The sequence below is a fragment of the Sphingobacterium puteale genome, assembly GCF_003627955.1.
Taxonomy (GTDB): Bacteria; Bacteroidota; Bacteroidia; order Sphingobacteriales; family Sphingobacteriaceae; genus Sphingobacterium; species Sphingobacterium puteale.
On sequence record NZ_RBWS01000025.1, the window covers coordinates 20,483 to 44,732 of the forward strand.

Consider the following 24,250-nt stretch of genomic DNA (forward strand, 5'->3'; position numbering starts at 1 on the left):
GATAAACTTCATCTAAAGCACGACGTATATTTTTGAATCAGATGTCGACCATTTGGTTTCTAATAAAATGTTTAGATATGGCAAAAGACGATTCATCTCATTTTGAAAAACTTTATAATGAAATGAAAGACGATATTTACACCTATGCGTATCGTTTCTTTCGTTCTTCCGCTATGGCTGAAGACACTGTCCAGGACGTGTTCCTGCAAATATGGAAATCCAGAGACAAGTTAGATGACCAAAATAATATCAGGGCATATATATTCCGTACAGCGCGCAATAACATCTTCAATAAATTGAAACGTGCCGCAATGACCCAAAGGCATGACCAGCAATTAACCTCTTTGCAAGAATTAATTGGCAATATTACCGAAGAGAGCGTAAATATGAAAGAATTGTTGTGTTTGTATGAGGAAGCAATAGATAAATTGTCCAGACAGAAAAAAAATATCTATAATATGAGCAGGAAAAACGAATTGTCTCACCAGGAAATCGCAGATCAGCTCTCATTATCAAAAAACTCGGTGAAAGACGCCATTGTAAAGTCATCCAAGTTTATCAGACAGTACCTACAACGCTTTGTTGATTTGACCTTGATGTTATTGGGGCTAATTTTCCCATTTTAAAAAAAAATTGAAATTCCTTGCGTCCCCCCACCCGACTACTTTGTAATAATAACAAAGGGGCAATTAAAAACTCATTTATACATATCGTGTCTAAATGTGGTATTTACGCCAAATTAACTAAGTAAAGCTAGAAATTATGAAAAAAAGTCAAACCCTTAGTAAGTTATTTTTCTTGCTGGCTGGTTTAAATCTTTCCTATCCACTGTCAGCTGCCGAGATCGTTCAGTTTGTTCACATGGACGCTACCAAACAGCCTGTGTCGTTTCAGGACCTACTGGCGAATCTCGAAAAAAAATTCAATGTCCGGTTTAATTTCAGTGAAGGTATGATCGGTTCTTTTATGGTCGATAGCGCCGGTATTGACGGACTTAAGAAAACACAGATCAAGAATTTCCTAGAGAAGATCAGCGATGGAAAGGTTAAAATCGAACAAGTCGATGAAATGTTGTATGTGATCCTACCAAAAAAAACTGTAAAGAAGGAGGATAAGACTCCATCCGTTCCAATATCCTCACCTCCACGAAAAAATAATAACCCCGGGCAGCAACAGCAGGAGAGGACAGTTACCGGCCGGATAATTGACCAAAATACAGGCTTAGCCCTCGAAGGAGTGACCATCCGTATTCAGGGGAAGAATATTTCTTCAAACAGTAGCCCTAGCGGACAGTTTAGCTTATCCAAAGTGGGGGATAATGATGTCTTGGTGTTCAGTATCCTTGGCTACAATGATCTCCAGGTCCCGGTACAGGGCGAAAGTGAGTTCTCCGTTGAGCTCAACCCCAAGAATATCGGGCTGGACGAAGTGGTCGTAACGGCACTGGGCGTCAAACGCGAAAAAAAAGCCCTTGGTTATTCAATCCAGGAAGTTCAGGGATCGTCCTTAAACACGGCCAAAGAAGCCAATCTAATGAGTAACATGACAGGTAAAGTCGCTGGCTTAAGTATCCAGAATCCTCCCGGGCTTTTTGAAGACCCCAAGATCTCATTACGGGGATCTTCCAACGTATTGGTCGTGGTGGATAACGTTCCGGTAGAAACCAATTTTTGGAATATAAGCTCGGATGATATCGCCGAAGTAAGTGTGCTAAAAGGCCCCGCTGCCGCGGCATTATATGGCTCACGTGGAAAAAACGGTGCTATTTTGATCACAACAAAACGTGGCGGTGGAAAAGATGGAAAAGTTGAAATCAGTATCAATTCCTCAGTCATGTTTCAACCCAGCTTCGTCTATCTGCCGAAGACCCAATCTAAATATGGGACTGGTCAATGGGGACAATTTGAATGGGTGGATGGTGCAGGCGGTGGGGTCTACGATAACGATTATGTATGGGGACCAAAATTGGACCAACGCGATCCGAATACTAAAAGTGGATTTGTGGAACTCCCCCAATGGGATAGCCCCATAGATCCTGCCACTGGCAAGCGTATCCCTACGCCTTTTATCTCCCGGGGCAAGGATAATATCCGGAACTTTTTTAATACTGGTAATATCATTTCCAATAACATCGCAATCGGTGCGTCCACTGAAAAAACAAATTACCGTTTCTCGTTCACGCAATTGGATCAGAAAGGGATTGATCCCGGAGCCCGCATAGATGCATCCACAGTTGCATTTTCGGGAGGACACAAGTTTACCGATAAATTTAGCATCGAAACTTCAATAAACTATAACAAGCAATATTCAGACAATTATCCCAGGACATCGTATTTTGCGGACAATAACATGTATAACATCGGGGTCTGGATGGGGGCAGATGTGGATGTAAGAGGACTAAAAGATTATTGGGAACCCGGACAGGAAGGAATCAAGCAGCGTAATTATAATTACCAATATTACAATAACCCCTACTATATAGCCAACGAATTTCGACAAGAATACAGTAAAGATGTCGTGTATGGGTTTGCCAACTTCGCTTATCAATTTACGCCTGAATTGAAACTTTCATATCGCGCCAATCTCAATTGGCATACAAGATATACCGCGCAAAAACGACCTAAAGGTTTTGTGGGGTATAACCCGGATTATATGGACGGAGGATTTTACCCTGACTATAATTATGATTTTGAGCTCAATAATGAAGTCTTGTTAAACTATGATAAACGGCTTTCCAGTCTCTGGTCGATCAGTGCATTGGCTGGTGCCAACAACCGGAATAACAATTGGCGTAACATGTCCTTAAGTGCGAGTGCCCTTAGTATACCCGGAGTGTATAATATCGGAAACTCAAAAGTGCCTATTACAGGTACGAATAACACCTATAAAAAATTGGTCAATAGTTTCTACGGCTCGGCTACCATAGGCTATCATGATGCGCTCTATCTGACGCTGACGGGACGTAATGACTGGTCAAGCGGAATGCCGGTCAAGAAAAATTCGTATTTCTATCCTTCGGTATCTTTTAGCGGTGTCGTTTCAGAACTTGTGGAGATGCCCTCTTTTATTTCTTTTGCCAAGGCTCGGGCAGCATGGATTCGTGTCGGAGGCGACATGAGTCCTTATTCATCCCGACCAACCTATTCATATGGAACGAGATGGGGGGGGACGCCAACCCTTTCATTGGGCGGAACATTATATCCACAAGATATTGAGCCCGATTTTAAAAACACAATTGAATTTGGAGCTGATATTCGCTTATTGAAAAATAGAATCGGATTTGACATTTCTTACTTTGAAGATACCTATACAAATCAAATAACGCAAGCTTCGATTTCATCATCAAGTGGATACACCAGCAGGCTGATCAATTCGGACAAGAAGACACGGACAAAAGGTTGGGAGGTAACAATGAACAGTACGCCCGTAAAGTCAGAAAACTTTTCCTGGGATCTCGCACTTAACTGGTCTCGTACCAGAGATTGGCTAATTCAGGCAGAATCTGGAAAAAACGGACGCGACGGTTATGTAAAAGAAGGGGAAAAATATGGTTATCTTTATTATCGTAATGAATTTGAAACAACACCGGATGGCCAGTTTGTTTACCGAAATGGACTCCCTGTTAAATCAAATGGAGTTACTAATCTGGGTTTCGGCCCTTCTAATTGGGTAGGAGGACTAACAAGCAGCTTTAAATACAAAGACTGGTTTCTATCTTTTTCAGTTGACGGAAGATGGGGCGGGCTGCTTTATTCAAGGTTAAATCAAAAACTTTGGGAAGCTGGTAAGCATATCAATAGCGCTAACGAACAATATCGTGATGCGGACAATCGCGATGAGAAAACCTATATAGCTGAAGGCCAAAAGATCGTATCCGGAAACTTAACATTCGACGAAGAAGGTTTCATCAAAGAAGATACACGGGTGTTCGAGAAAAATGATGTCCCCGTCTATTACAGAAGTTGGGCAAATGCCTATTATAACCAAAGTATCTATACAACAAGCATGTTTGATGCAACTTATCTAAAACTGAGAGAGGTGATCTTAAGCTACACGATCCCCACCGAGTGGACGAAAAAACTAGGTTTAAAGGGAGCTTCGGTAGCATTCATTGGGCGTAACCTATTTCTATGGACAAAAGAAGAATCCTATATGGATCCTGATGTACAGGGAGGATCCGGAGAGACACGCCTATATGTTCCTACTCCAAGAAACCTGGGCTTTAATGTGAAGTTGAATTTTTAATACAGATAACATGAAAACAACAAAATATATCATAATTTATTTATTAGCCATCGGAGTGTTTGTGTCGGGTTGTAAGAAATTCGAAGATTTCCAGATAGACCCCAATAAGCCTTCTACAGGAGCACCTTATTTGCTTCTGCCTTATCTCATCTCTGATGTCTTCTACAGCGGAGATCCAACAGCGTGGGGTGCTGCCGCGCAACAACTTTTTTATGCTGAACGAAGAGAATCCCCTCAATACTGGGGGTGGAATGCAGATGGTTTTGGTTGGTATGCCGATATTCGACAGGCACAAAAAATGATCGAAGAAGCAACAAAAACAAATGCCATGGAATATATTCCGATCGCTAAATTTTTTACACAGCTGTCATTTTATGAACAAACGCGCAAAGTTGGGGATATCCCTTATTCACAGGCAATGAAAGCGGAAAGCGATAATAATGTGACGCCTAAATATGATAGCCAAAAAAGCGTTTTTATCGGCATACTTAATGAACTGGAAAAAATAAATGAGGAATTGATTCCTTTAGAAGGCAAAACAATCTCAGGGGATCTCTTATATGATGGCGATCTAAAAAAATGGCGTAAACTCATCAACTCATACAGGTTAAAAATCCTGATGGATCTTTCAATGAAAGAATCCGACGCTGAGCTTCGTATCAAAGAACAATTTAAGCAAATATTCACCAATCCTTCCAAGTACCCTTGTTTTGAAGATAATGATGATATGCCAAGATTTAAATTCTTTGATCAGGAGAATAATCGGTATCCGACCTATAACAGGGTTACGACCAAGTTTCAACAGAAGCTGACATCCACAGTCATTGATCATCTAAAACTGCATTTCGATCCACGTATATTTAGCTATGCCGAACCTGCATGGCCCAAAGATTATGAAGATTGGACAGAGGCGCAAAAAGCTTCTTACAGAGCTGACTTCAAGAGCTATAAAGGCGTGGACCCCGGCATAGAGCATGGTGAAGGTACACAGCAGAATGTATCGAATCTCCATTGGCGCTATTATGAAAGGCCCACAGGTGAAGATTATGTCAAGTATTCTTTTGCAGAGCTTAATTTTATCATTGCCGAAGCAGCCTTACGCAATTGGATCCAGGCTGATGCCAACAGTTATTTCAGAAAGGGAATTGCGGCATCCATGGAATTTTATGATACACCTTCAAACCAGATTGATGCCTACCTTGCCCGACCCGAAAATAATCTTTCCGCTGAACTGAAAAGCGCAATTGAGCAGGTAAACATGGAAAAATACATTGCCTTCTTTATGAATTCATCCTGGGAAGCATATTTCAATCAACGAAGAATGGCAGCTCACAGACTTGGGCCAGATCAGGATGGGGTGCCTCATTATAAAGTAGGTCCCTCTCATTATGTGACCGCGGCACCTATACGCTGGGAGTATCCTCGGGCCGAGCTCACAGACAATGAAGCCAATGTAAAGGAAGCCATACAACAACAATTTAACGGTGAAAATCTAATTACTGGCAAAATGTGGCTAATCAAGTAGTTTAGGTAATAGAAACTTTTGATATATTTGGTACTCCCATTTACTGTTACTTAGTATAAGCAATAGTAAATGGGATAACTTCAGCCTAATTTATAGGGTATAAATATCCAAAAAACCAATTTATAAGTAGGGAAAACAAACAACTTAGAGCGATGGATAAAAAAGAAATCAAGGCACTTTATTTGAAATTTGTCCAAGGTGAATGTTCTGTCCCCGAAAACAGATTGTTAATTGAGTACTTAAAGACTCACGGAAATGAGGATGATCTGCCATCTTATGAGGAAGTCCTCGAGGTTATTTCTGGGCGCAAGAAAATGAATGATGAAGTATCCCGAAATATTCTCCGATATATTGAGAATTCTGATTCAGTAGAGACTCCTCGAAAGACAATCAACATCAGTCGGTACAAATGGATGTGGGGCGCTGCTGCGCTATTGATTGCCTCATTTGCTGTATATCTACTGTATTTTTCTCCTGGTCGAATGCAAATAGTCAGATCTGAAAGCGACCAAAAACAAGTGTGTGTACTACCGGACGGAACAAGGATCCTGTTGAATTCAAACTCCGAAATATCGTATAGAGGAGATTTTGGCAGCAACCACAAGCGAGAAGTATGGATTACGGGAGAGGCTAAATTTAATGTCGCTCATGATAAAACCAGACCTTTTATTGTACATGGACAGAATGGTTTCAAAGTGGAAGTATTAGGAACGACATTCAGTTTAAAAAGTTTGGATGGGCAGACCCGCGTCGTATTGCACGAAGGAAGTATAAAGGTCGGTTTAGATCATGATACATTGAAAACGATCATATTAAAACCGGGTGAAATGGCTTCCCTACGTCCGGACAAAAAGATTGATAGAACCGAAGTAGATACTTTAGTTTACAGTGCATGGGAATATGATCTCATACCGTTTAAAAAAAGCAACCTTCAGGACGTTACCAAAATTTTATCTGAAAGCTATGGTATAGATATAATTGCTGATTCCTCTGTTGAACATTTTGATTTTACGGGTGCTTTACCAACCAAAGATTTGGATAAAGCGCTAAAAACGATACAAATGACACTCGACTGTCAAGTCGTCCGGTTGGAGGAACAGAAATTTATGCTCAGAAAGTGAAATAACCGAACATACATCAAGATGGCGGGTGATACCGGAGAACTTTTTCTGTCAATTATCTGTATTGATTTAAAGTGTTTTATGACAGAATTTATTGATCCTATTGTATTTGGCGGAACTTATGGGTGTAAATAAAAAAAGTGCTAACTTAAAATAGTTATCTTAATCGGATTTTTTAGTGTAAATTAATATAAATCAATCTTTTATTTGTTTTCATGAATACGTTCTCAAGCCAAATTACACATATTACACCTGAACATGCGCATAAAAGTCTTGCCCCATCTAATCCGTATATCACTTATCAAACCCGTAATCTGCTCTACCAGCTTAACAAAATTGGGCAAAGTGGACAAGTGCTATTGGGGCATCAAAGTACCAATACGCTGGGACGGAAAGGCATTAAAAATGTTGGAAATTCGGATATAAAAATGGCATGTGGTCAGTTTCCGGGGATGGTCAGTTATGATCTGGGCTGGATGGAACTGAATAATGGTGCGGTATGGCTAGAAGGCCGCGTCGCACATCTTATTGATGCAATCAAATACTGCCGGAAAATAGGCTTGCCCATCTGCTTGTCTTGGCATACACGCAACCCCATCGACAAGGTGTATGACCAAAAAAACCGAAATGCCAAAGGAAAAATAAAAGATTTGGGAAATACAGTGGCTCAGATCCTTACTAATCCAGCAGTAAAAAAGATTTATCTGTCCTGGTTAGCGATGTTGGCTGATTTTTTCGGACAGCTGCAGGACGAGAACGGCAACTTAATTCCTGTTTTATTCCGGCCGTTCCACGAATGCAATGGGAAGTGGTTTTGGTGGGGCAAAACGGCCTGTTCGGCCAAAGAGTATATCGAACTCTACCAACTCACGCATGATTACCTGACGAAAGAGAAAAAGGTAGATCATCTATTATGGGTATACAATACCGATAAGGTTTTTTCCGAGGCTGATTTTATGGAGCGCTACCCGGGTGATGCCTATATCGATTTGCTATCGCTAGATTTCTATGATTCTCCGCGCTACAGTGCGACTGTTTTTCAGAAGAATCTTGACAAATCAATGGATGTACTTGTCCATTGTTCGAAGCAGTTAAAAAAGGGGTGCTTCATTGCTGAAGGTGGTCTAAAAAATTATAGCGATGCACATTATTTTACGGAAAGATGTGTTCATTATTTTAATAAGGATATAATCGCCTTTATTTTTTGGGCCAATACTGCTAAGAATTATTATGTTACTTATGCAGGTGACCCGCAACAAGGCGATTTTTTGGAAATGCTCAAAACGCATCCGATTTTGTTGGCGGATGAACTGGGGAAAATGAATATATATCGTTGAGTATCTGGGTTATTCAATTAATTTGCTTTGGTGTCTTTCTAATATATTGTAGATGTGTTTCACATCTTGTGATTTTTCTTTTTGAACCATCAGCAAGGCATCCGCTGTGGAAACGAGTATGGTATCTTTGAGCCCTACGAACGCAGTATATTGCGTTGTTCCGATGGACATGTTGCCAAATTCATCCACGGGATGACCAACATCAACCAAATAGTCATATAAGGACTCGAAGGAACCTAAATCTGACCATTCAAATGCGGTCTTTACCACCCTGATTTTTGTGGATCGTTCCATAACGGCGTAATCGATACTAATGGAGGGTATTTCTTTGGAAAGTGCTCCATCAAGCCAACCGTCATGACTGGATTTCCATGTTTTTAAGGCGGCGGAATACACGTTGGGAGCATGTAGTTTTAATTCTTCCAATAAAGTATCTGCCCGAAAGCAAAACATTCCAGAGTTCCAAAGGAAATTGCCGCGTTCCAAAAATGATTCTGCTGTATCCTGATTTGGTTTTTCGCGAAAGGAGCGTACCTGATCGTCTTCGTATTCGATATAGCCATAGCCGGTCTCAGGCTTGGTGGCCTGAATGCCGAAGGTAACCAGATAGCCTGAGCGTGCTTTGTCGACTCCGGCAGTGATCGCTTCTGCATACGCTTCGTCGCCGATAATTAAATGATCGGAAGGTGTCACTAAAAGGATATCGGTTGGGTCCGAGGCCAGGGCCGCAAAGGCAATGGCTGCTGCGGTATTGCGTGGGTAGGCTTCGATAATCTGCTGATGGGCCACCTGCATGCTGTCTAAGGTCTCTTCACTCAACTTATAATTGTCTTTGTTGCCAACGACCAATAGGCTATCGGTCAGGAATTGATTGCGTTTGATGGTCATTCCAAAAAGGGAACCTTCTTTAAATAAATTTAAATATTGTTTAGGCTGATTTTTGCGTGATAGTGGCCATAGGCGGCTGCCAACTCCACCACTAAGGATGACATGTTTGATCTTACTCATAATTTATCGTTAAAATGTAGGATGTTAATTCTTCACTATTTGCAATGATTAGATATTGTGTTTGCCAACTCATTTGCTTTGCTTTCTGCTTAACGGTATTTTCCTTTAAATAATCATGGCTTTACTGTTCTTAAAGGATTCTTTTTCGGCTACGACCTGCCGTAGACCATGACTGGAAAAGCGATGGGTACGTTTGTTGTAGTGGATGTTGATGTCTTTCTGAATACAAAGTTGTCTTCCTGTAAAATCACAATCGCGGTATTCTTCCCCGATGATACGGACCTGAATGGGTAAGGCGAGGAGCATATCAATTAGATCCTGTTCTGTCTCATAGGGAATAATTTCGTCGACATATCGGCAGCCTTCTAACTGGATATAGCGTTCAACAATGGTCTGGGTTGGTTTATTTTTTGTTGGATTGACTTCGGCGGGGTCGGTATTGAGACCGACAATGAGGTAGTCGCAGTGGACTTTGGCCTCTTCTAACATCATAATGTGTCCAGCATGTAGGAGATCGAAAACTCCAAAGGTTATTCCAATTTTCATCTAATTATCTTTTTTTTAATGGCTGATGAGAGCTCGCAAGCTCGATTTCATCTTTTTTTGATTTGTAAATGGTCTAATGGTGCTCAATAGTCAGCTGCTTGTTGTTGTCTCTTACGGACTGTGGCTACTATGCACTGGCTTCGTTGTTTTGATGGCTTGGACTGCTCCACTCTTTTTCAGCCACTAAGCGTCTTAATGCGGAGCTTGAAAAGCGATGATCGCGACTGTTATAATAGAGGATAATGCCTTTTTCTTCGCAATAGGAGCGGCCTGTGAAATTTTTCTCCCGATATTCATCGCCTAAAATCCGGACATCAATGTTAAAGGAACGCAAGACGTCTTCGAGATCTTGCTCAGTGGCATAGGGAACAATCTGGTCAACAAATTTGCAGCCTTTAAGTTGAATGTAGCGTTCGACGATAGACTGCGTAGGTTTGTTTTTTTCTGGTCGATCTAATGTCGGGTCGGTCTGTAGACCACAGATTAAATAATCACAGTGGTTTTTTGCATCTTCCAGCATTTTGATATGACCTGCATGCAGAAGGTCGAAAGCAGAGAATGTAATTCCAATTTTCATTTCTTTTGATTTTATGGTTAAAAATATCGGTTCACATGTAGTAATAGACCTGACCCACTATAGTACAACTTGCCCTGATCGGTCGCAAAGGTGGCACCGATGCGGGTTTTGTGCAAGAATTGTCGTTCGGCGCGGATCAGGAGGGAAAATTGATTGACGGGTGTAAAGGAATCTTTATAGGGGGTATGAAAATGAGACCCTGTTGATTTTCCGAATTCACTGGTGGCAAATGTACCATAGTGCCTGGCAAAGGTTAGCTTACTGATTATATACCATTGATATAGACTGAACTTGGAGCCCAGATGGCCTGCAACCACCCTGTTACTAATAAAAAAATCTTTGGGATAATGGGCCTGACCGGGCCTCACGGACTGTGCCGTGGCAATTAGTGGACTGCCCATTCCCAGTCCCTTATAGGACCAGCCCTCCAGATATTCTGAATTGTTATAATAGTCTTCGTCTCCAGATTGGGTAGGCTTGGACCAGGGATAACCAGCCTGATTTTTGGAATAAAAAAATTCGATTAATAGGCTCTGCCAATCAAAGGCTTTACCTGCCTTTGTGTGAAATGCCTTATTGCTGAGCGTAATGCCGTTTAGACCATCTTTTATATTGGCCAGTTTGGAGAGGGCACCTACATCGTAAAAATTTTGCCGATAGACCAAAAGCTTTATATTCCCAAAATCATAGGAGAATCCAAGGTCTATCGATCCTTGGTGATTTCCTATTTTTGAGCGGGGTACGGGGCTGCCTTTCCCTCCAAAGGCCTTTCCGAAAGAAACATAGTTCAAGGTTTGGAATAAATTGAGGTCAAAGGCTTCACCATAGCGTTTCTTTTCGCCTCCAAATTGGGCCTGATGGTTAAATCCGCCTATAAGATTTAATTTCCAGCTGGGTTTACCAAAATTGAGATAAAATGATTTTTGGAGAAGATAGGTTTCCAGTTCATAATCTTTAGTGGGTACGAGAAATGCGCTGGGATTCATCTCCGATTTGCCCATATATCCTAAGGCAAAATTACCTTTAAATGCGAATATTCCGCCAAACCAAGGAAGGCGATAGTAATCGGGGATACTGATCTCCGCTTTCGGAACGCCGAGTGCATTTCCCGAAACAGCGAAATTTCCGGAGCTGAGCAGGCTGTCGCCGTTTAATCCCATGACTTCCTTACTACGACCTAGCCGGAATTCGGCAGCATGATATTTGAGCTTGACATGGGCTTCAATCAGATCGCCATGGACTTTTTTGCCCAAATTGGCCCTTCCTTCCAGGGCATAACCCCAATCAAAGGAACGTGGACGCTGCCCCTGCTTTGGGCTAGCGTAATTTTTAAAGACGCGCCCAATAACACTGGAAGAGGCGCCTTCAAGTGGGATGGATCCGTACTGGTTGGCACGCATCCATAAAGGTACGCCTTGATCATTGATATATCCGGCATTGACTTCCAGAAAAAAATGGAAATTACCAGTACTATCCTGTTGTGCCTGGATTTGCAATCCCGGATAACTAATCTGCAGAAGGATTGACAGTAAGGCATACAGCCGAATCCCTCTTGTCGATTGAGCAAAGTATCGACTGAATTGTCTAACATAGTCTTTTCGCATCATATTAGGGTTTAGGTGAATCAACGAGTTCGCTTGCCGGATGTGGTGCAAAAGGATTGCGGTACCGTCGAAGCTTTTCTTTTAGAATTAAATAAAAGAAGGGCATATCGTCGAGGATGTACCGTTTCCATAAACGTTTTGGTTCTTTCACAAGACGGTATAGCCATTCTAATCCCAGGCGCTGAATCCAAAGTGGCGCTCTTTTTAGTGTGCCCGCTTCAAAATCTATCGTGGCACCCAGGGCCATAAATAGTTTGACGCCCGGAAGTTGGTTTTTGTATTTGTATATCCATTTTTCTTGTTTAGGGGCGCCAACGCCAACCACAAGGACGCTCGCTCCGGATTGATTGATCAGCGCAATGATTTCCTGACATTCTGCTTCATTTTTTTCAAAACCAAAACTTGGAGAATGGGCTCCAACCACCATTTGGCGACCTGCCTTTTGGTTGATATTAACGGCTGCCTTATGGGCTATCCCCGGTGCGGCTCCCAGTAGGAATAGGCTGATGTCTTCATGCGTTTTGTGATAATCATAATACATGGGAAACAAGGTAGATCCTGGAATGACTTGTTGCACAGGCCTTCCCAATAGGCGTAAGCCCAATTGTACAATATTGCTGTCGCAAATGATCCATTCGGCCTGATTATAAATCTGGTAAAAATCATGGTCCTTCTGTAGTTTCATTAAATGGTCTACATTAGGCGTAATGAGAACGCCGCTATCCATTTGAGCCAATAGTTCCGGGAGCTGGATATCAAGCATCTTAATATTAAAGATTTGTTGTGTTTTCATGTATATTGCTTAGACGTTAGAACCAAATTTTTTGCGGAGTTTCACAAAAGGCATTTCTACTTTATAAAACGAGAAGAGGGAAAATACAACTGTAATCACTGTGACAGATAGTTGCCATTGTAGGCCATATTTTGCAAAGTGCAGGGTCGATAGCGGAATGGCAAGCCAATGAAATAAATAGATGGAATAGCTCAACTTGCCGATATATACCAGTATAGGATTGGCAAAAAGACTGTGGTGGATCGTATGCTGTGTCGCATAGACAATATGGACAATCACGGGGGCTAGACATATTCCCTGAATGGTATACCTTAGGGTTTCTCTGAACGCTTCATCACGCCATAGGAACGTAAACAGAAGTCCAAATAGAGAGATAATTAAAATCAAATTAGTTCTCAGAACACTATAAATGCGCGCTTTGTACTTGCTCTTGTACAGTAAATATGCAAGTAGGGAACCATATAGTATGGAATCTATACGGGTGTGGGTCAATGAATAATTGTATTTTTCATAGAGCGCCGGATCCTTTAATTGGATGACGTAATAGAAGCGGAATACTAAAGGGATGATCAACAGGACTGTACAGAGTAGGATATGGACCGCTCTGTATTTGTAGGTCCAGAAAAGCATGATGGGATAAAAGAGGTAATAATGTTCTTCAATGGATAGCGACCATAAAATTTTAAATGTGCTCCAAAGGGGATGTTCTTGTTGATAATTAATAAAATAAACATAAAAGTAATTTTCAAAATAGAACAGGGCTGCTCCAAGCTGCGCAGTAATGATTGGCACCCGGTGAATCAATAATACGATAACTGTTGCAAGGGAAAAGAATAATAGGGCCGGGTAGAGCCGGAATGCTCTCCGGATATAAAAATTGACAAAATTGATGGTATGGGTTGTCTGAATTTCATGAAGAAGAAGTTTGGCAATGAGAAATCCGCTGATGAAAAAGAAGACCGTGACCCCAAATCCCCCCGGAATTAAGTGTCCCAATCCGATATGGGATAAATATACAATGAGAATGGATATTCCTCTAATCCCGTCAAGTTGCTTTATATTTTTATTGTCTAATAACATGATGTAAAATCGCTTATTTAACTCTTCTGTTTTCTCTATCGACCAAAACTTGTTTGTATTTAAATATTTTTTCTAAACCGATGAGGATATTGCTTCGATGTGCGAGTAACTGCTTGGCAACGTAGGCTTTTAGCCCGAATTTATGGGCATTGGATACGAAGTATAAAACAGAATATTGATACCTGGACAGGTGGTAGCTTCTTAGTAAATCATTGACCCGGATGGTCTCATCAAAGCGGGATTTGAAATAGGCTGGATTTACGGTATTGACGATGCTACCTTCTCGGACGGTTACGGTATAGAGGATTTCTTCTTTGACGGTGAAGGAACTGCATAGGATGCCGCATAGGCAAGAAAACCACATGTCATTTCCTGCGATGACTTCAGCAAATCGGATCCGATGTTGTTCTATAAAACGACGCCGATAGACTTTGCCCCAGGGTACTGAATATTTGTAGCGTACATCCATCTTGCCCCGCTGTTGAAAATTGGTGATCAGCTCGTTGAAAAAATGATGACGATGACTTGTTTGATAGCTTTGTGAATCGACAGAATTTACTTTGTAGCATATTAAATCTTTATCATAGGCTGGAATACGGTCGAGCTCATGGGCAAGTGCAGGGGTAAAGTAGTCATCTGAATCCGCAAAGAGAACATAGGTGCCACTTGCCATCTCCAGGCCGATATTACGGCTCGCCCCGGCACCTTTCCCGATACTATTAAGGTGCAACTTAAAATTATAGAACTTTTGCAGATGTTGCAGTTTTTCCTTTTCGTTTTCTTGGCTGAAGTCATCAACAACGATGATTTCCAGATCTTCGCGCTTGGGAATTGACTTCATTAGCCGGTGCAGCAATTCAGCTGAATTTTTGTGGGGAATGATGATGGAGTAGGTCATAGCTAGGTAATAAAAATATCGTTAATCGTTTGATTGGATAGGGTGTTATAATGTTGTTCGGCACGCTCAAGTTGCTCGAAATGCGCTTGCCGTTGAACAAGGATGTCGCTGAGCTGGCTCGTAATATCTTGTGCTTCTTGTTGCGTGTCTAGTAGGAGTGACTGTAAGCCTGCGTCAATAAATATCCCTTTAATCTTTACATGTTTATTGATATCGGTTACTATGATGGGGAGGCAACCGTATTTTGCCGCCAAGAGCGCAACATGTAAGCGATTGGTGAGCACTGCTGCTGCAGATTGATAGTAATGTGCATTTGCGAGCCCTAGTTGCTGCTCGTGGAAGTGAATCGTTGCATCAGGTTTGATCGCTGCATAGAGTTGCTGGCTAAAGGCTGCATCCGAAGCGACTTGATAGACGATTTCAAACTGGTATTGATCGGCATTTTGACGTACAAGGGCTTGGATGAGTTGGAGCAGGTCCTGCTGATAGCCATCAGCGCTGTCTTGATGGACGGCGCTCCGAAAAGAAAGTAGGACCTTTGGCCGGCTGTCTAGGCCGGTAGCATGGGCTGGAAGTGGAGCAGTTTGTGGTTGGAATGTCCAGCATAGATCAGGAAAAATCTTGGCTTGTGATATGCCCAATCTTTGGGCATATTGGAGCGATAGACTATCCCGAACATAATAATGGCGTACAAAAAGAGCCCTAAAGCGTTCGCCAATGTTGCCAAGGGGACTCAACGGGCCTAATGAAAAGCCGATCTTAATAATTCGTACGCCCAGGAGATAGAGCAGCAGGTAAAACAATCCTGATAGGATATATTTTAATCCGGTAACATTTGATGTCGTTGACTGATCTCCTGGAGGAGAGGCAAGAAAATAGACCTGTTGTTGGGGCGAGAAAATTGCTTTTACAGCACATTTTAGCAATTGGAGATGGAATTCTAACGGTTGGGAGCTTGATTTTTCAGTTACTTGCAGGGCTAAAATCTCGGTATAATAATCAGGCATGCCTTTGTCGCTCACAACGACGCGACTGAATTGCCGAAAGAATGCGAGCAGGCTTTTATTGATCAGTTGGTCGCCAATATTATGGTATTGTGTATATCCTTTATAAAACAAAATGTTAGGCATGGTTAACTAGGCTTTGGTAAAATGTATAATATTGCTTTTCGATTTTCAGGATATTAAAATTCTCGGCATAATCCCTGCGTTTTTGCTGTAGCGATGGATCGTTTACAGCTGAGTTGTTGAGTTGTAGGCGTAGTAATTCACTGAGATGTTCTTCATCTTTGGCTATGAGTTGTGGTTCGATTTGCTCAATCAGTTCGGTCAAACCGCCACCATCTTGCATGACCAAGACGGGCTTACCCAAATGGAGGCATTCGATGGCCACCAGCCCAAATGGTTCGGAAACGGATGGGAAAACACAAACGTCCATAGCCTTTTGATAGGCACGCACATTTTTTTGATAGCCGGTAAAATAGATGCGATCGGTTAAATTTAGCGCTTCAACCAACCTTTCGAGCTCTTCTCTTTCCGGGCCGTCGCCAACTAAAAGTAGGATGGCTTCTGGACAATCTGTACTTATTTTGGCAAAGCTCCGGATAAGTAGGTCTACACGCTTCCAGCTGATAAACCTGCTGCTTGTCCCGATGATAAATTTGCCCCTGCATGCGGGAAAATGCTCAAATACCAAGCTGCTGTCAGCTGTTTGTATAAAATGTACACCATTGTAAATGACTTTATTGTAGGTTGTTTGCAGCCCTTTGTCCACCCAATATTGTTTGGAGTACGTGGAGTTGTTGATGATACCTTTGCAGTGATTATTCATCTGCCACACTTGTAATCGGGCTTTTATTTTATGGTAATAGCTTTGCTTTCTCCGGATCGCGCCGGCAGTATGTACAGTGAAGATGACAGGTATACCTGACTGTGCCAATGTGCGCAAGAGGAGTGGCTTGAAAATATGAAGCTGCGCAAGATCGTAGTCCTTGACAATGTTGTGGATGTTTTGATAGCGGGATATGTGCAGATCAAAGGGTTTAAGGACTTGAAAGTATATTTTAACGTCGAGATCTAGCATTCTTCTGTTGGCTATTTTATTTTCGGCCTGGCAGCATAAAATGGCTACTTCGAGGCTTGGGTTCTGTAATTGGGCCTGAACCAGGTAATACAGGTAACTTTCTATACCCCCAAAGAGAAAATCGTGAACGACATGTAATATCTTAAGTTTTTGCATGACTAATGGACTTTTGCTGACGTTGATAATGATAGAATAAGTTGCCTTTGCTTAACATAAATAGTGCTAAACAGAGCGTGGGGATGGTGCCCAATAAGGTAGAACCTGCAATATTTCCGATAAACAGAAAATAAATATAATATTTGAGGTAGCTGTATTGCGGCGCGACTTTTAACCGCATGACTTTAAAGAGCAAGACGGCAAAAAAGAGCAAGCCCAATACACCGAAATAGAGAAAGATGGAGGCATAGCCTACGTCGGCAGGGATCAGCCCCTGACTACGACCGTTTTTATCGACGAAATCACCATAGCGTGACTTGCCTAAAGAAAACATGCCATTGCCAAAAATATCATTTAAAGGGCTCCGGGAGACATCGTTAAAATAAAATTTGTAGGCCGCAAGCCGGACATTGTCATCTCCGTCCTGTTGCGATTCCAGCTCTTTATTAGTTCGCTCCTGTAGTCCCTGAAAGATATTAGAAGCAAGGATGGGCAGTATAAATATGAAACTTCCCAGCACGATTACGGCACCAATTTTTTTGGCTAGACTAGACCCTTTCAGGTAAAATAATAATCCAAGCAGTGAACTGATCAGAATGGTCTGACGACCTAATTGAAGCACGATGGTGATGAAAAAGAGCGCGATCAGTAAAAGCCATTTTCTCTTGTTTCCATTCAATTTATACTTATTTATGGCAAGAAAAAAAGCCAGATACAAGGGGCCGCCACCAATGAGTGTCAAACGGATTCTAGACAGGCCCCGTTCGGTATCAATTTCCTTTCCTATTTCACCATAGCCCAAAAATAACCGTGTTGGTGCTACAGCTAATGCGATGTAAAAACAGACTATAAAGAGGACTGTAAACCACCATAATAATCGTTCCGCTTCCTTCGTTTTGAGATTGCGCTGAAGCAAATAAAAATAGAGCAGGAAGGAAAAATAGGGCAGACAGGAGAGCAATGTATCGATAATACTCTGCCCCCAGGTCATCATACAGACCATGGAGGAGAGGAAGATGATCCCAATAAATAAACGAATGGGATTTGAAAATACATCTTTGTAGCGACTGTTGAAAAACCCGGATGCTACTGCTCCCATCAGATATAGGAGAACAGGGTAAAAAAATAGTTTCCAGATATCGTCTGTAAACCCCAATGGCCGGAATAAACGAACATAGAGTAGGCAGAAAAATAGCACGAATGCGCCTGCGGAGCTAAGTTTATTATGCCTGCTGAAGATCTCCATCGTATTGAAAGGTCAAAAAATTGTCGGCTAAAGTGCGCTCCTTTTCCAGTGCTGCCATGGGTATGCTGTAATCTATGCCCCACTTGCTTACTTGAGGGAGGTCCTGAATACTGTTTATGACCCTATTCTCCAGGCTCAGCTTTTTTACAAGATTGAGCACACGGTGCGGGTTGGATGGCTTGTAAACACTATAAAAGTCTTTTTGAAAGTTTATGGCGAATGCTGTTCCATGAAATGAATTGGAGACAACAAAACGGCATTTGTCAAGTACATCCAAAAATTCGGCGGGGCCGAGGTCGGCAAGCGTATACTGGATAGGAAGCTTGGTTTTTACCTTAAACAGAGAAACAATCGGTAAGGATAATTCTCGTGCGATACGGTGGGCAATTGCAATGGTTTTGCTATCGTTATCAAACGTGTAGAGCAAAATAAATTCCTGAGGGAGACCGCTCACCGGCTCGCGGATGCTTAACCAGTCGTTTTTGCTAAGTAAAAGGGTTGGATCGAGTACGACTTGTACATTCTGTTTAATGGGGTTAAGCTGCTGCCGTAAATATTCTTCCCGTACGGCGACTGCTTGATAACTGTCGAGATACTGTTTCAATTGCTCAAGCTCCAAGGCATTAAAGTCACGGGCGCCAGCACTCGATGCGTAGGCAAATTTGCGAGGTGAATGGTTGGTATCCAAGAAATAGACAGGGTCCAACTGACCTCCGGTAAACTGCGGATTCCAGAGCTGATCGCTGCCACTTACTAAAATGTCGAAGCTAGCAGAGACTGCACGAAACTCGCCGATATGATGAACAGCCGATGTAAGTGGAATATAGTGCTTTAAAAAGGCGTTAAACTTTTGTTCCTTTTTATAATTGCGCCTGAGTATATAATAGGTTATAAAATGTTTGACATTTTGCACGGACGGTTTTTCCGGATCCCACAGCTGATGGCGGTATTTCCTAGTTAATGCCTCCTGTTGATAATCAATACAATAACAATTGCTGTATTTCTGATTTATAAATTGACATAAGGCATAGGCTTGTAGCATGCCGCCATAGTTATATACATTGTGAAAAGTAACAATTCCGATTTTCATTAGGCAAAAAATTTAGTGATTTGATCGACTTCTAACCGTGGTGAAGAGGCAATTTCTAGCGTGTCTGGTAAATAACCCGCCGAAATTACCAAACCAATCCGTTCATTATCGGGTATGTGAAGGAGTTTGCGTAAACGCGCATCTCGTTTATGGTCTACGCTCCAATTAAGCGGACAGGCTCCAATCTCATGGTGATGAAGTGCGTTGAGCAATGACATGGCAAACATGCCTGTATTTATGTAGGATTCATTTCGGTCATTTGGCCCTTGGAAGTAGGATATATTGGCCGTTAAAATAAATAGCGTGCTTGCCAAATGTCCAAAACCCCGGTTGCCATATTGAAGTTTAAGTACTTCTTCTTTTACTTCGGGCGATGTAATCACATAAATTCGATTGAGCTGCCGATTGCAGGATGTTGGTGATTTCATGGCGAGACCAATGCACTTTTTTAAGATTTCTGAAGGAATGGGCCTGCTGGAATAATTGCGGCATGAATAGCGTGAGGATGAGAATAGGTCAAAGGGATGATCCTTGTATTTGAAATATTCTTCCCGTGTAAACCGTAATTGGTGAACCTGTGGGGATTGTACAATTGAATTGGAGAATTCCTGATACTGCTGGGTAATCTCTTCGGGCAATGTAAAAGCTTGTTCTTGATGAAAGTAAAAATATTCGCCTAAAACTTTCTTGCTATGCTGATACTCCAGGCACCTGATATCATAACCTTCTTTCTTAAATTTTTGTAGTAAATCAATGAGATCCTTGATGACAGGTAGGCCAAATCCTAGTCTAGTCTCGGGCATGGTTAAGCCTTTCTCAATAACATGGTATAGGATAGTCAGACGACCTTTGTAAGCATCCTCGTTGGAAAATAGCTGTTTTACATTTGAATATTTGTAAAATCTGACCAGATCATAATAATAGATGCGGAAAACACGCATGTAAACCAATGCGTTCTTACCTAATATAGCTTTTATACGATTCATACACTAAGACTTATATTTTTTTTCTTTATCTTTCTAATAGCCGCATTCACGATTGTCCGCTCCGATGCATTGATGCCCAACAGGTAGATGCTGAGGGACATGACGATGGCATTGAGCATGACCGTAAGGAATAGTCGGAGGATGGAGAAGTCTAGACAGTATTGAAGTAAAATCATGGTACATACAGCAATACTCGATACCAATATAATCTTGACAATGACCTCAGTGAAAAAACGATTGATTCCTATTTTGGTGACTTTATGACAGATGATTAAACGCAATGTCAGCGATACAACTTCCATGCTGCTCATGGCCAGAAGTACCTGAAATACAGTACAGCCATGTTGTAGTAAAATATAGGTTATGGGGACAATCAGAATAATGGTGCTACCCACAACAGATTGATACAACTTGATGTTTCCGCTGGCTTGCACCGCAGATTTTAATCCGGTTGATAACTGATTAATGACTGCATTGATCAGGATAATCGTACAGAAAAGCCCAGTTGCTGGTGGTATTTTGGGAAGCCAAAGTTGAAGGATGCCATTCATCTCGGCAATAAGTGGGATAACGACGAAAAGAAGCAACAGGGTGGAACTTTTGGATGACAATAACGAAAGTTTGGTCATCCGTGCCCGGTCTCCAATTCCCTCACTTTTCATGATCTGTGGGTTTAAGGCTTTGGAAATGATTACTGAGAAGGACTGAAGCTGCGAATTCATTTGCTGTGAAATCGCATATGTACCATTTATATTGACGCCCAAAAAGCGGTTTAGCACGACCGCAATACCTTGGCTGGAGGCAACATAACAGATCGATCCAAAGAGGTTCCAGGTAGCATAGGCTAGCATTTCTCGGAAGAGATATCCTTCTTTTAACCATTTCATCTGTATGCTGGACTCCTGGTATTTTATTCGGCACCATAGTGATTTTGCAATACGGATCACAATGGTGGTAAACACGATGCCGGCACTGTAAGCAATCAATTTATGCGCGCTGAAAAAGGTGATATAATATGCTGCAGCGAGCTTGAGTATCGTCTCAACGATGCCAATGATGGCGTCAAATCGCATGTCTTCTTTGGCATTGATCAGTGAATCGTAGGGGACAGCGTTGACCGTGAAAAATGTGCTTACAACCATCATATGGTAGCAACAAGAAGCTTCAAACTGCTTGTCGGCGGGAATTTTAAGAAAACCACCCAAGAGCCAAATACTAAGTACCTCAAGCACCAGGACAATGATTAGGCTGATCATAAAGTGGATGCTCACACTCGAATTGAATATTTTCGTTAACGTATGGCTATCATTTTTACCGAGATGATACGAAAGGTAGCGCTGGGTGGTGATGGTCATGGCGCCATTGATAAAGGCAAGCATCAGGATAACGCCTGCGATCAGGTTGTAAATACCAAAATCGGCAATGCCCAGTGCACTGATTAAAATCCGGGTACTGTATAATGTGACAACGGCCGAGAAGATAAGCTTGCCATATAGAAAACTCGTGTTCAATAATATTCGTTTAGCGGGGTTATTCATGGAGTGATCGCTTAATTTTTATTTCTTGTTCCAAAATTTCCACCAGGGCTGTTTCTCTTCTTGCCCATAATCTCCATAACCATAGCCGTAGCCATAGCCATAATTTTGCTGATAGCCTCCTTTGGCCTGAATATCATTGACCACAAACTGTATGGGCTTGATTTTTCCTTTCTTTTCCAGGTCGTTCGGAATAAATAGCTGCTCCTTGAAAGTGAAGTCTTGGCGGATAATATAAAGACAGACATCGGCATAGCGATTTAATAGTTGTGCGTCAGTAACTAGTCCCACGGGCGGAGCATCGATGAGAATGTAATCGTAACGCGCTTTTAGGCTGTTTATCAGATCTGCTGTTCGCTGAAGTATCAACAATTCGGCGGGGTTAGGGGGAATAATTCCGGCCTGAATAAGATCCACAAGCTCATGCTTGCCTGATGGGGTAATGATTTCATCTATTTCCATGTCGGGACGGACGACATAGTGCGAAAACCCTTTCCCTGCGTCAATGGATAATTTGGAAGTTAAAGTGGGTTTGCGAAGGTCAAGCTCCATCAATACCACGCGTTTGTTTAGTAAGGCCAGTGTGACGGCTAGGTTCAAAGCAATGTACGACTTCCCTTCACCGGACATGGAGGAGGTAAATAGGATGGTTTTGCCGCCCTGCAATACAAATTCCAGATTGGTCCGCAATGCCCTAAACTGTTCGGCTATAGGTGATCTTGAAGTCTTGGTGATCACAACCTGCTCATGGCTTTGGTTGTGCGCGATTGCTCCCAGGACGGGCAGATTGCTCCGGCTCGTAATATCTTCTATCGAACGAATACGTACATTAAGCAGGTCTTTGAGATAAATAATTCCTAATGGCGTGATCAGGCCTGCTAACAATCCTAATACGTAGATAAGTTTTTTTTTCGGGGCGATGGGAAATTCATCTGCCTTGGGTGAATCAATTACTTTGGCATTGGCGACGTTGGCTGTTCGGCTGATAGCTGTTTCTTCCCATTTTTGTTGTAGAAATATATATTGCTCCTGTTTGATCTGCTGCATTCGCGTAAGATCAATAAATCCGCGCTCGATGGTAGGTACTTCTGAAAGTTGATTTGTCAGCAAGTCGCTTCTTTGCTGCTGTTTATTTCGTGATAGAGCCAGTTGTTGCCTTGTATTTTGAATATTGGCAATCATATCTGCACGCAGGCCCTGCAATTGTTTGTCAATATTTTGAATAATCGGGTTATTGACCGTATTGCCCAATAGTAATCTTTCACGCTGCAAGACCAGCTCATTGAAGCGCGGGATCAGCGTGTTGAAGGAAATATCTTGAGGGATAATGGATGCCGGCACTATCCGTGGATTGCTACTGTCTTTAAGGTATTTGCTGATATCATCTAGTATGGCAAGCTGCGTTTCAGCTTCGGCGAGAGATTTGTTATACTCTGAGGAGGTATGCAAGAGGATTTTGCTCTGCTCGGAGATGTCAGCCAGACGGGCATTCTTCTTATAGCCGGATATTTTATTTTCTACTCCCGCAAGTTCCTGTGTGACAAATTTAAGTCGTGCATTGATGAAAGAAAGCGTCGAATCAGCAACTGCATTTTTATCATGCAAATTTCGTTCTATATACTTTTGAATCAAGGTCCGCAAGACCTGTTCGCCACGCTGGGCAATGCCGTGATTTAATGTTAGGTCTATAGTGGATACATTTTTATTAGTAACTTCAATGTTGAGCGATTCTGCTAGACTTCCGACCGCTTTTCTAACGGGGACGATAGAAAAGCCAAAGGTCATCCCTTCGGCGGCAGGATATTCTTTTTTGTGCAGGGTCACGGTACCTACGCTGGGCAAGCGAAAGGCCCGGTCGTAGCTGATGCGAAAGCTGGTGTCCGCATTGGACAATTCGACGGTTTTGCTGTCAATTAAAAGGGCCTTAAGGCTGATGCCGTCAAGAATAGAGTCCGGGTTTGAAAGTAGTTGAAGATCAATGGGGGCCAACATGACTGGAGCATTATGCACCTGTCCGGCGTTGAAATAGGTGATATAGGTTTTTTCGGCGAGCACCGCTTCGCGAAAAAGATCGGCCGTTTTTAATACCTCTACCTCATTGTCGACAGAATTTTTTGCACCCATAAGGCTTGAAAGGTCCAGCAAGGCTGAGGGTTCCACCATTCCGCCCTTTTTATCGTCAGATACAAGCAATTTGGCCTTAATGGTGTAGGTGGGGTTCGTATACCGAAGGTAGAGATAAGCCAGGCTTAATCCGAGGAGCGCACATAGGGCAAACCAATACCAATTGCTATAGAGTCGCCGAATAAATTGTATCAAATCACGATTGTCCGATTTGGTGTCTTCAAAAGTTAATTCGTCTTCCCAGTCGTTTATTTTCTTCATATAAATGATAGTTAGAGCGTGTAAGTTTAGTAGTTG

Annotated in this window: 19 protein-coding genes; 5 read left to right on the forward strand and 14 right to left on the reverse strand. The window is 42.1% G+C overall.

Annotated elements, in window-relative coordinates; genetic code table 11:
• Positions 1-77: 77 nt before the first annotated feature.
• From D7322_RS24810 to D7322_RS24830, 5 genes are all read left to right on the forward strand, one after another.
• Entirely contained in the window at positions 78-626 is a 549-nt protein-coding gene (locus D7322_RS24810) for an RNA polymerase sigma-70 factor (RefSeq protein WP_183078839.1), read from the forward strand.
• A 136-nt stretch (positions 627-762) separates the two neighbouring features.
• Complete coding sequence (locus D7322_RS24815) at positions 763-4,245, forward strand: SusC/RagA family TonB-linked outer membrane protein (RefSeq protein ID WP_121126876.1); 3,483 nt, start codon at positions 763-765, stop codon at positions 4,243-4,245.
• 10 nt (positions 4,246-4,255) lie between these two features.
• Entirely contained in the window at positions 4,256-5,770 is a 1,515-nt protein-coding gene (locus D7322_RS24820) for a SusD/RagB family nutrient-binding outer membrane lipoprotein (RefSeq protein ID WP_121126877.1), read from the forward strand.
• Between the two features lie 152 nt (positions 5,771-5,922).
• Positions 5,923-6,891 carry a FecR family protein gene (locus D7322_RS24825; RefSeq protein ID WP_121126878.1) on the forward strand — a complete coding sequence of 323 codons (969 nt, stop codon included), beginning with the start codon at positions 5,923-5,925 and terminating at the stop codon, positions 6,889-6,891.
• A gap of 215 nt (positions 6,892-7,106) precedes the next feature.
• The gene (locus D7322_RS24830; protein WP_121126879.1) at positions 7,107-8,228 is read left to right on the forward strand and encodes a glycoside hydrolase family 26 protein; all 1,122 of its coding nucleotides are present in this window, start codon (positions 7,107-7,109) and stop codon (positions 8,226-8,228) included.
• A 9-nt stretch (positions 8,229-8,237) separates the two neighbouring features.
• On the opposite strand, the gene D7322_RS24835 is transcribed toward D7322_RS24830, so the two are convergent.
• The 14 genes from D7322_RS24835 to D7322_RS24900 form a co-directional block, all read right to left on the reverse strand.
• Positions 8,238-9,236, reverse strand: coding sequence for a mannose-1-phosphate guanylyltransferase (locus D7322_RS24835; RefSeq protein ID WP_121126880.1), 999 nt, complete (start codon positions 9,234-9,236; stop codon positions 8,238-8,240).
• 105 nt (positions 9,237-9,341) lie between these two features.
• Complete coding sequence (locus D7322_RS24840) at positions 9,342-9,782, reverse strand: adenylyltransferase/cytidyltransferase family protein (RefSeq protein ID WP_121126881.1); 441 nt, start codon at positions 9,780-9,782, stop codon at positions 9,342-9,344.
• Positions 9,783-9,909: 127 nt separating this feature from the next.
• Positions 9,910-10,359, reverse strand: coding sequence for an adenylyltransferase/cytidyltransferase family protein (locus tag D7322_RS24845; protein WP_121126882.1), 450 nt, complete (start codon positions 10,357-10,359; stop codon positions 9,910-9,912).
• 17 nt (positions 10,360-10,376) lie between these two features.
• Positions 10,377-11,966 carry a capsule assembly Wzi family protein gene (locus D7322_RS24850; protein ID WP_245971459.1) on the reverse strand — a complete coding sequence of 530 codons (1,590 nt, stop codon included), beginning with the start codon at positions 11,964-11,966 and terminating at the stop codon, positions 10,377-10,379.
• Position 11,967: 1 nt separating this feature from the next.
• Positions 11,968-12,756, reverse strand: a complete 789-nt coding sequence (locus tag D7322_RS24855) for a WecB/TagA/CpsF family glycosyltransferase (protein ID WP_121126883.1) — start codon at positions 12,754-12,756, stop codon at positions 11,968-11,970.
• Positions 12,757-12,765: 9 nt separating this feature from the next.
• Entirely contained in the window at positions 12,766-13,836 is a 1,071-nt protein-coding gene (locus tag D7322_RS24860) for an acyltransferase family protein (protein WP_121126884.1), read from the reverse strand.
• Positions 13,837-13,849: 13 nt separating this feature from the next.
• Positions 13,850-14,734, reverse strand: a complete 885-nt coding sequence (locus tag D7322_RS24865) for a glycosyltransferase family 2 protein (RefSeq protein ID WP_121126885.1) — start codon at positions 14,732-14,734, stop codon at positions 13,850-13,852.
• A 2-nt stretch (positions 14,735-14,736) separates the two neighbouring features.
• A complete protein-coding gene (locus D7322_RS24870; protein ID WP_121126886.1) occupies positions 14,737-15,864 on the reverse strand; it encodes a polysaccharide pyruvyl transferase family protein in 1,128 nt (375 codons plus the stop codon).
• Positions 15,857-16,972 carry a glycosyltransferase family 4 protein gene (locus D7322_RS24875; RefSeq protein ID WP_121126887.1) on the reverse strand — a complete coding sequence of 372 codons (1,116 nt, stop codon included), beginning with the start codon at positions 16,970-16,972 and terminating at the stop codon, positions 15,857-15,859. Before D7322_RS24875 ends, D7322_RS24870 begins: the two co-directional genes overlap by 8 nt.
• A complete protein-coding gene (locus tag D7322_RS24880) occupies positions 16,959-18,218 on the reverse strand; it encodes an O-antigen ligase family protein (RefSeq protein WP_121126888.1) in 1,260 nt (419 codons plus the stop codon). Before D7322_RS24880 ends, D7322_RS24875 begins: the two co-directional genes overlap by 14 nt.
• Positions 18,196-19,308, reverse strand: coding sequence for a polysaccharide pyruvyl transferase family protein (locus D7322_RS24885; protein ID WP_121126889.1), 1,113 nt, complete (start codon positions 19,306-19,308; stop codon positions 18,196-18,198). The genes D7322_RS24880 and D7322_RS24885 overlap by 23 nt, the downstream gene beginning before the upstream one ends.
• On the reverse strand, positions 19,308-20,294 hold the full coding sequence (locus D7322_RS24890) for a nitroreductase family protein (RefSeq protein ID WP_121126890.1): 987 nt from the start codon (positions 20,292-20,294) through the stop codon (positions 19,308-19,310). The genes D7322_RS24885 and D7322_RS24890 overlap by 1 nt, the downstream gene beginning before the upstream one ends.
• The gene (locus D7322_RS24895) at positions 20,291-21,832 is read right to left on the reverse strand and encodes a lipopolysaccharide biosynthesis protein (protein ID WP_121126891.1); all 1,542 of its coding nucleotides are present in this window, start codon (positions 21,830-21,832) and stop codon (positions 20,291-20,293) included. Before D7322_RS24895 ends, D7322_RS24890 begins: the two co-directional genes overlap by 4 nt.
• An 18-nt stretch (positions 21,833-21,850) precedes the next feature.
• Positions 21,851-24,214: a GumC family protein gene (locus D7322_RS24900; protein WP_121126892.1), complete on the reverse strand. Its 2,364-nt coding sequence runs from the start codon at positions 24,212-24,214 to the stop codon at positions 21,851-21,853.
• Positions 24,215-24,250: the final 36 nt, after the last annotated feature.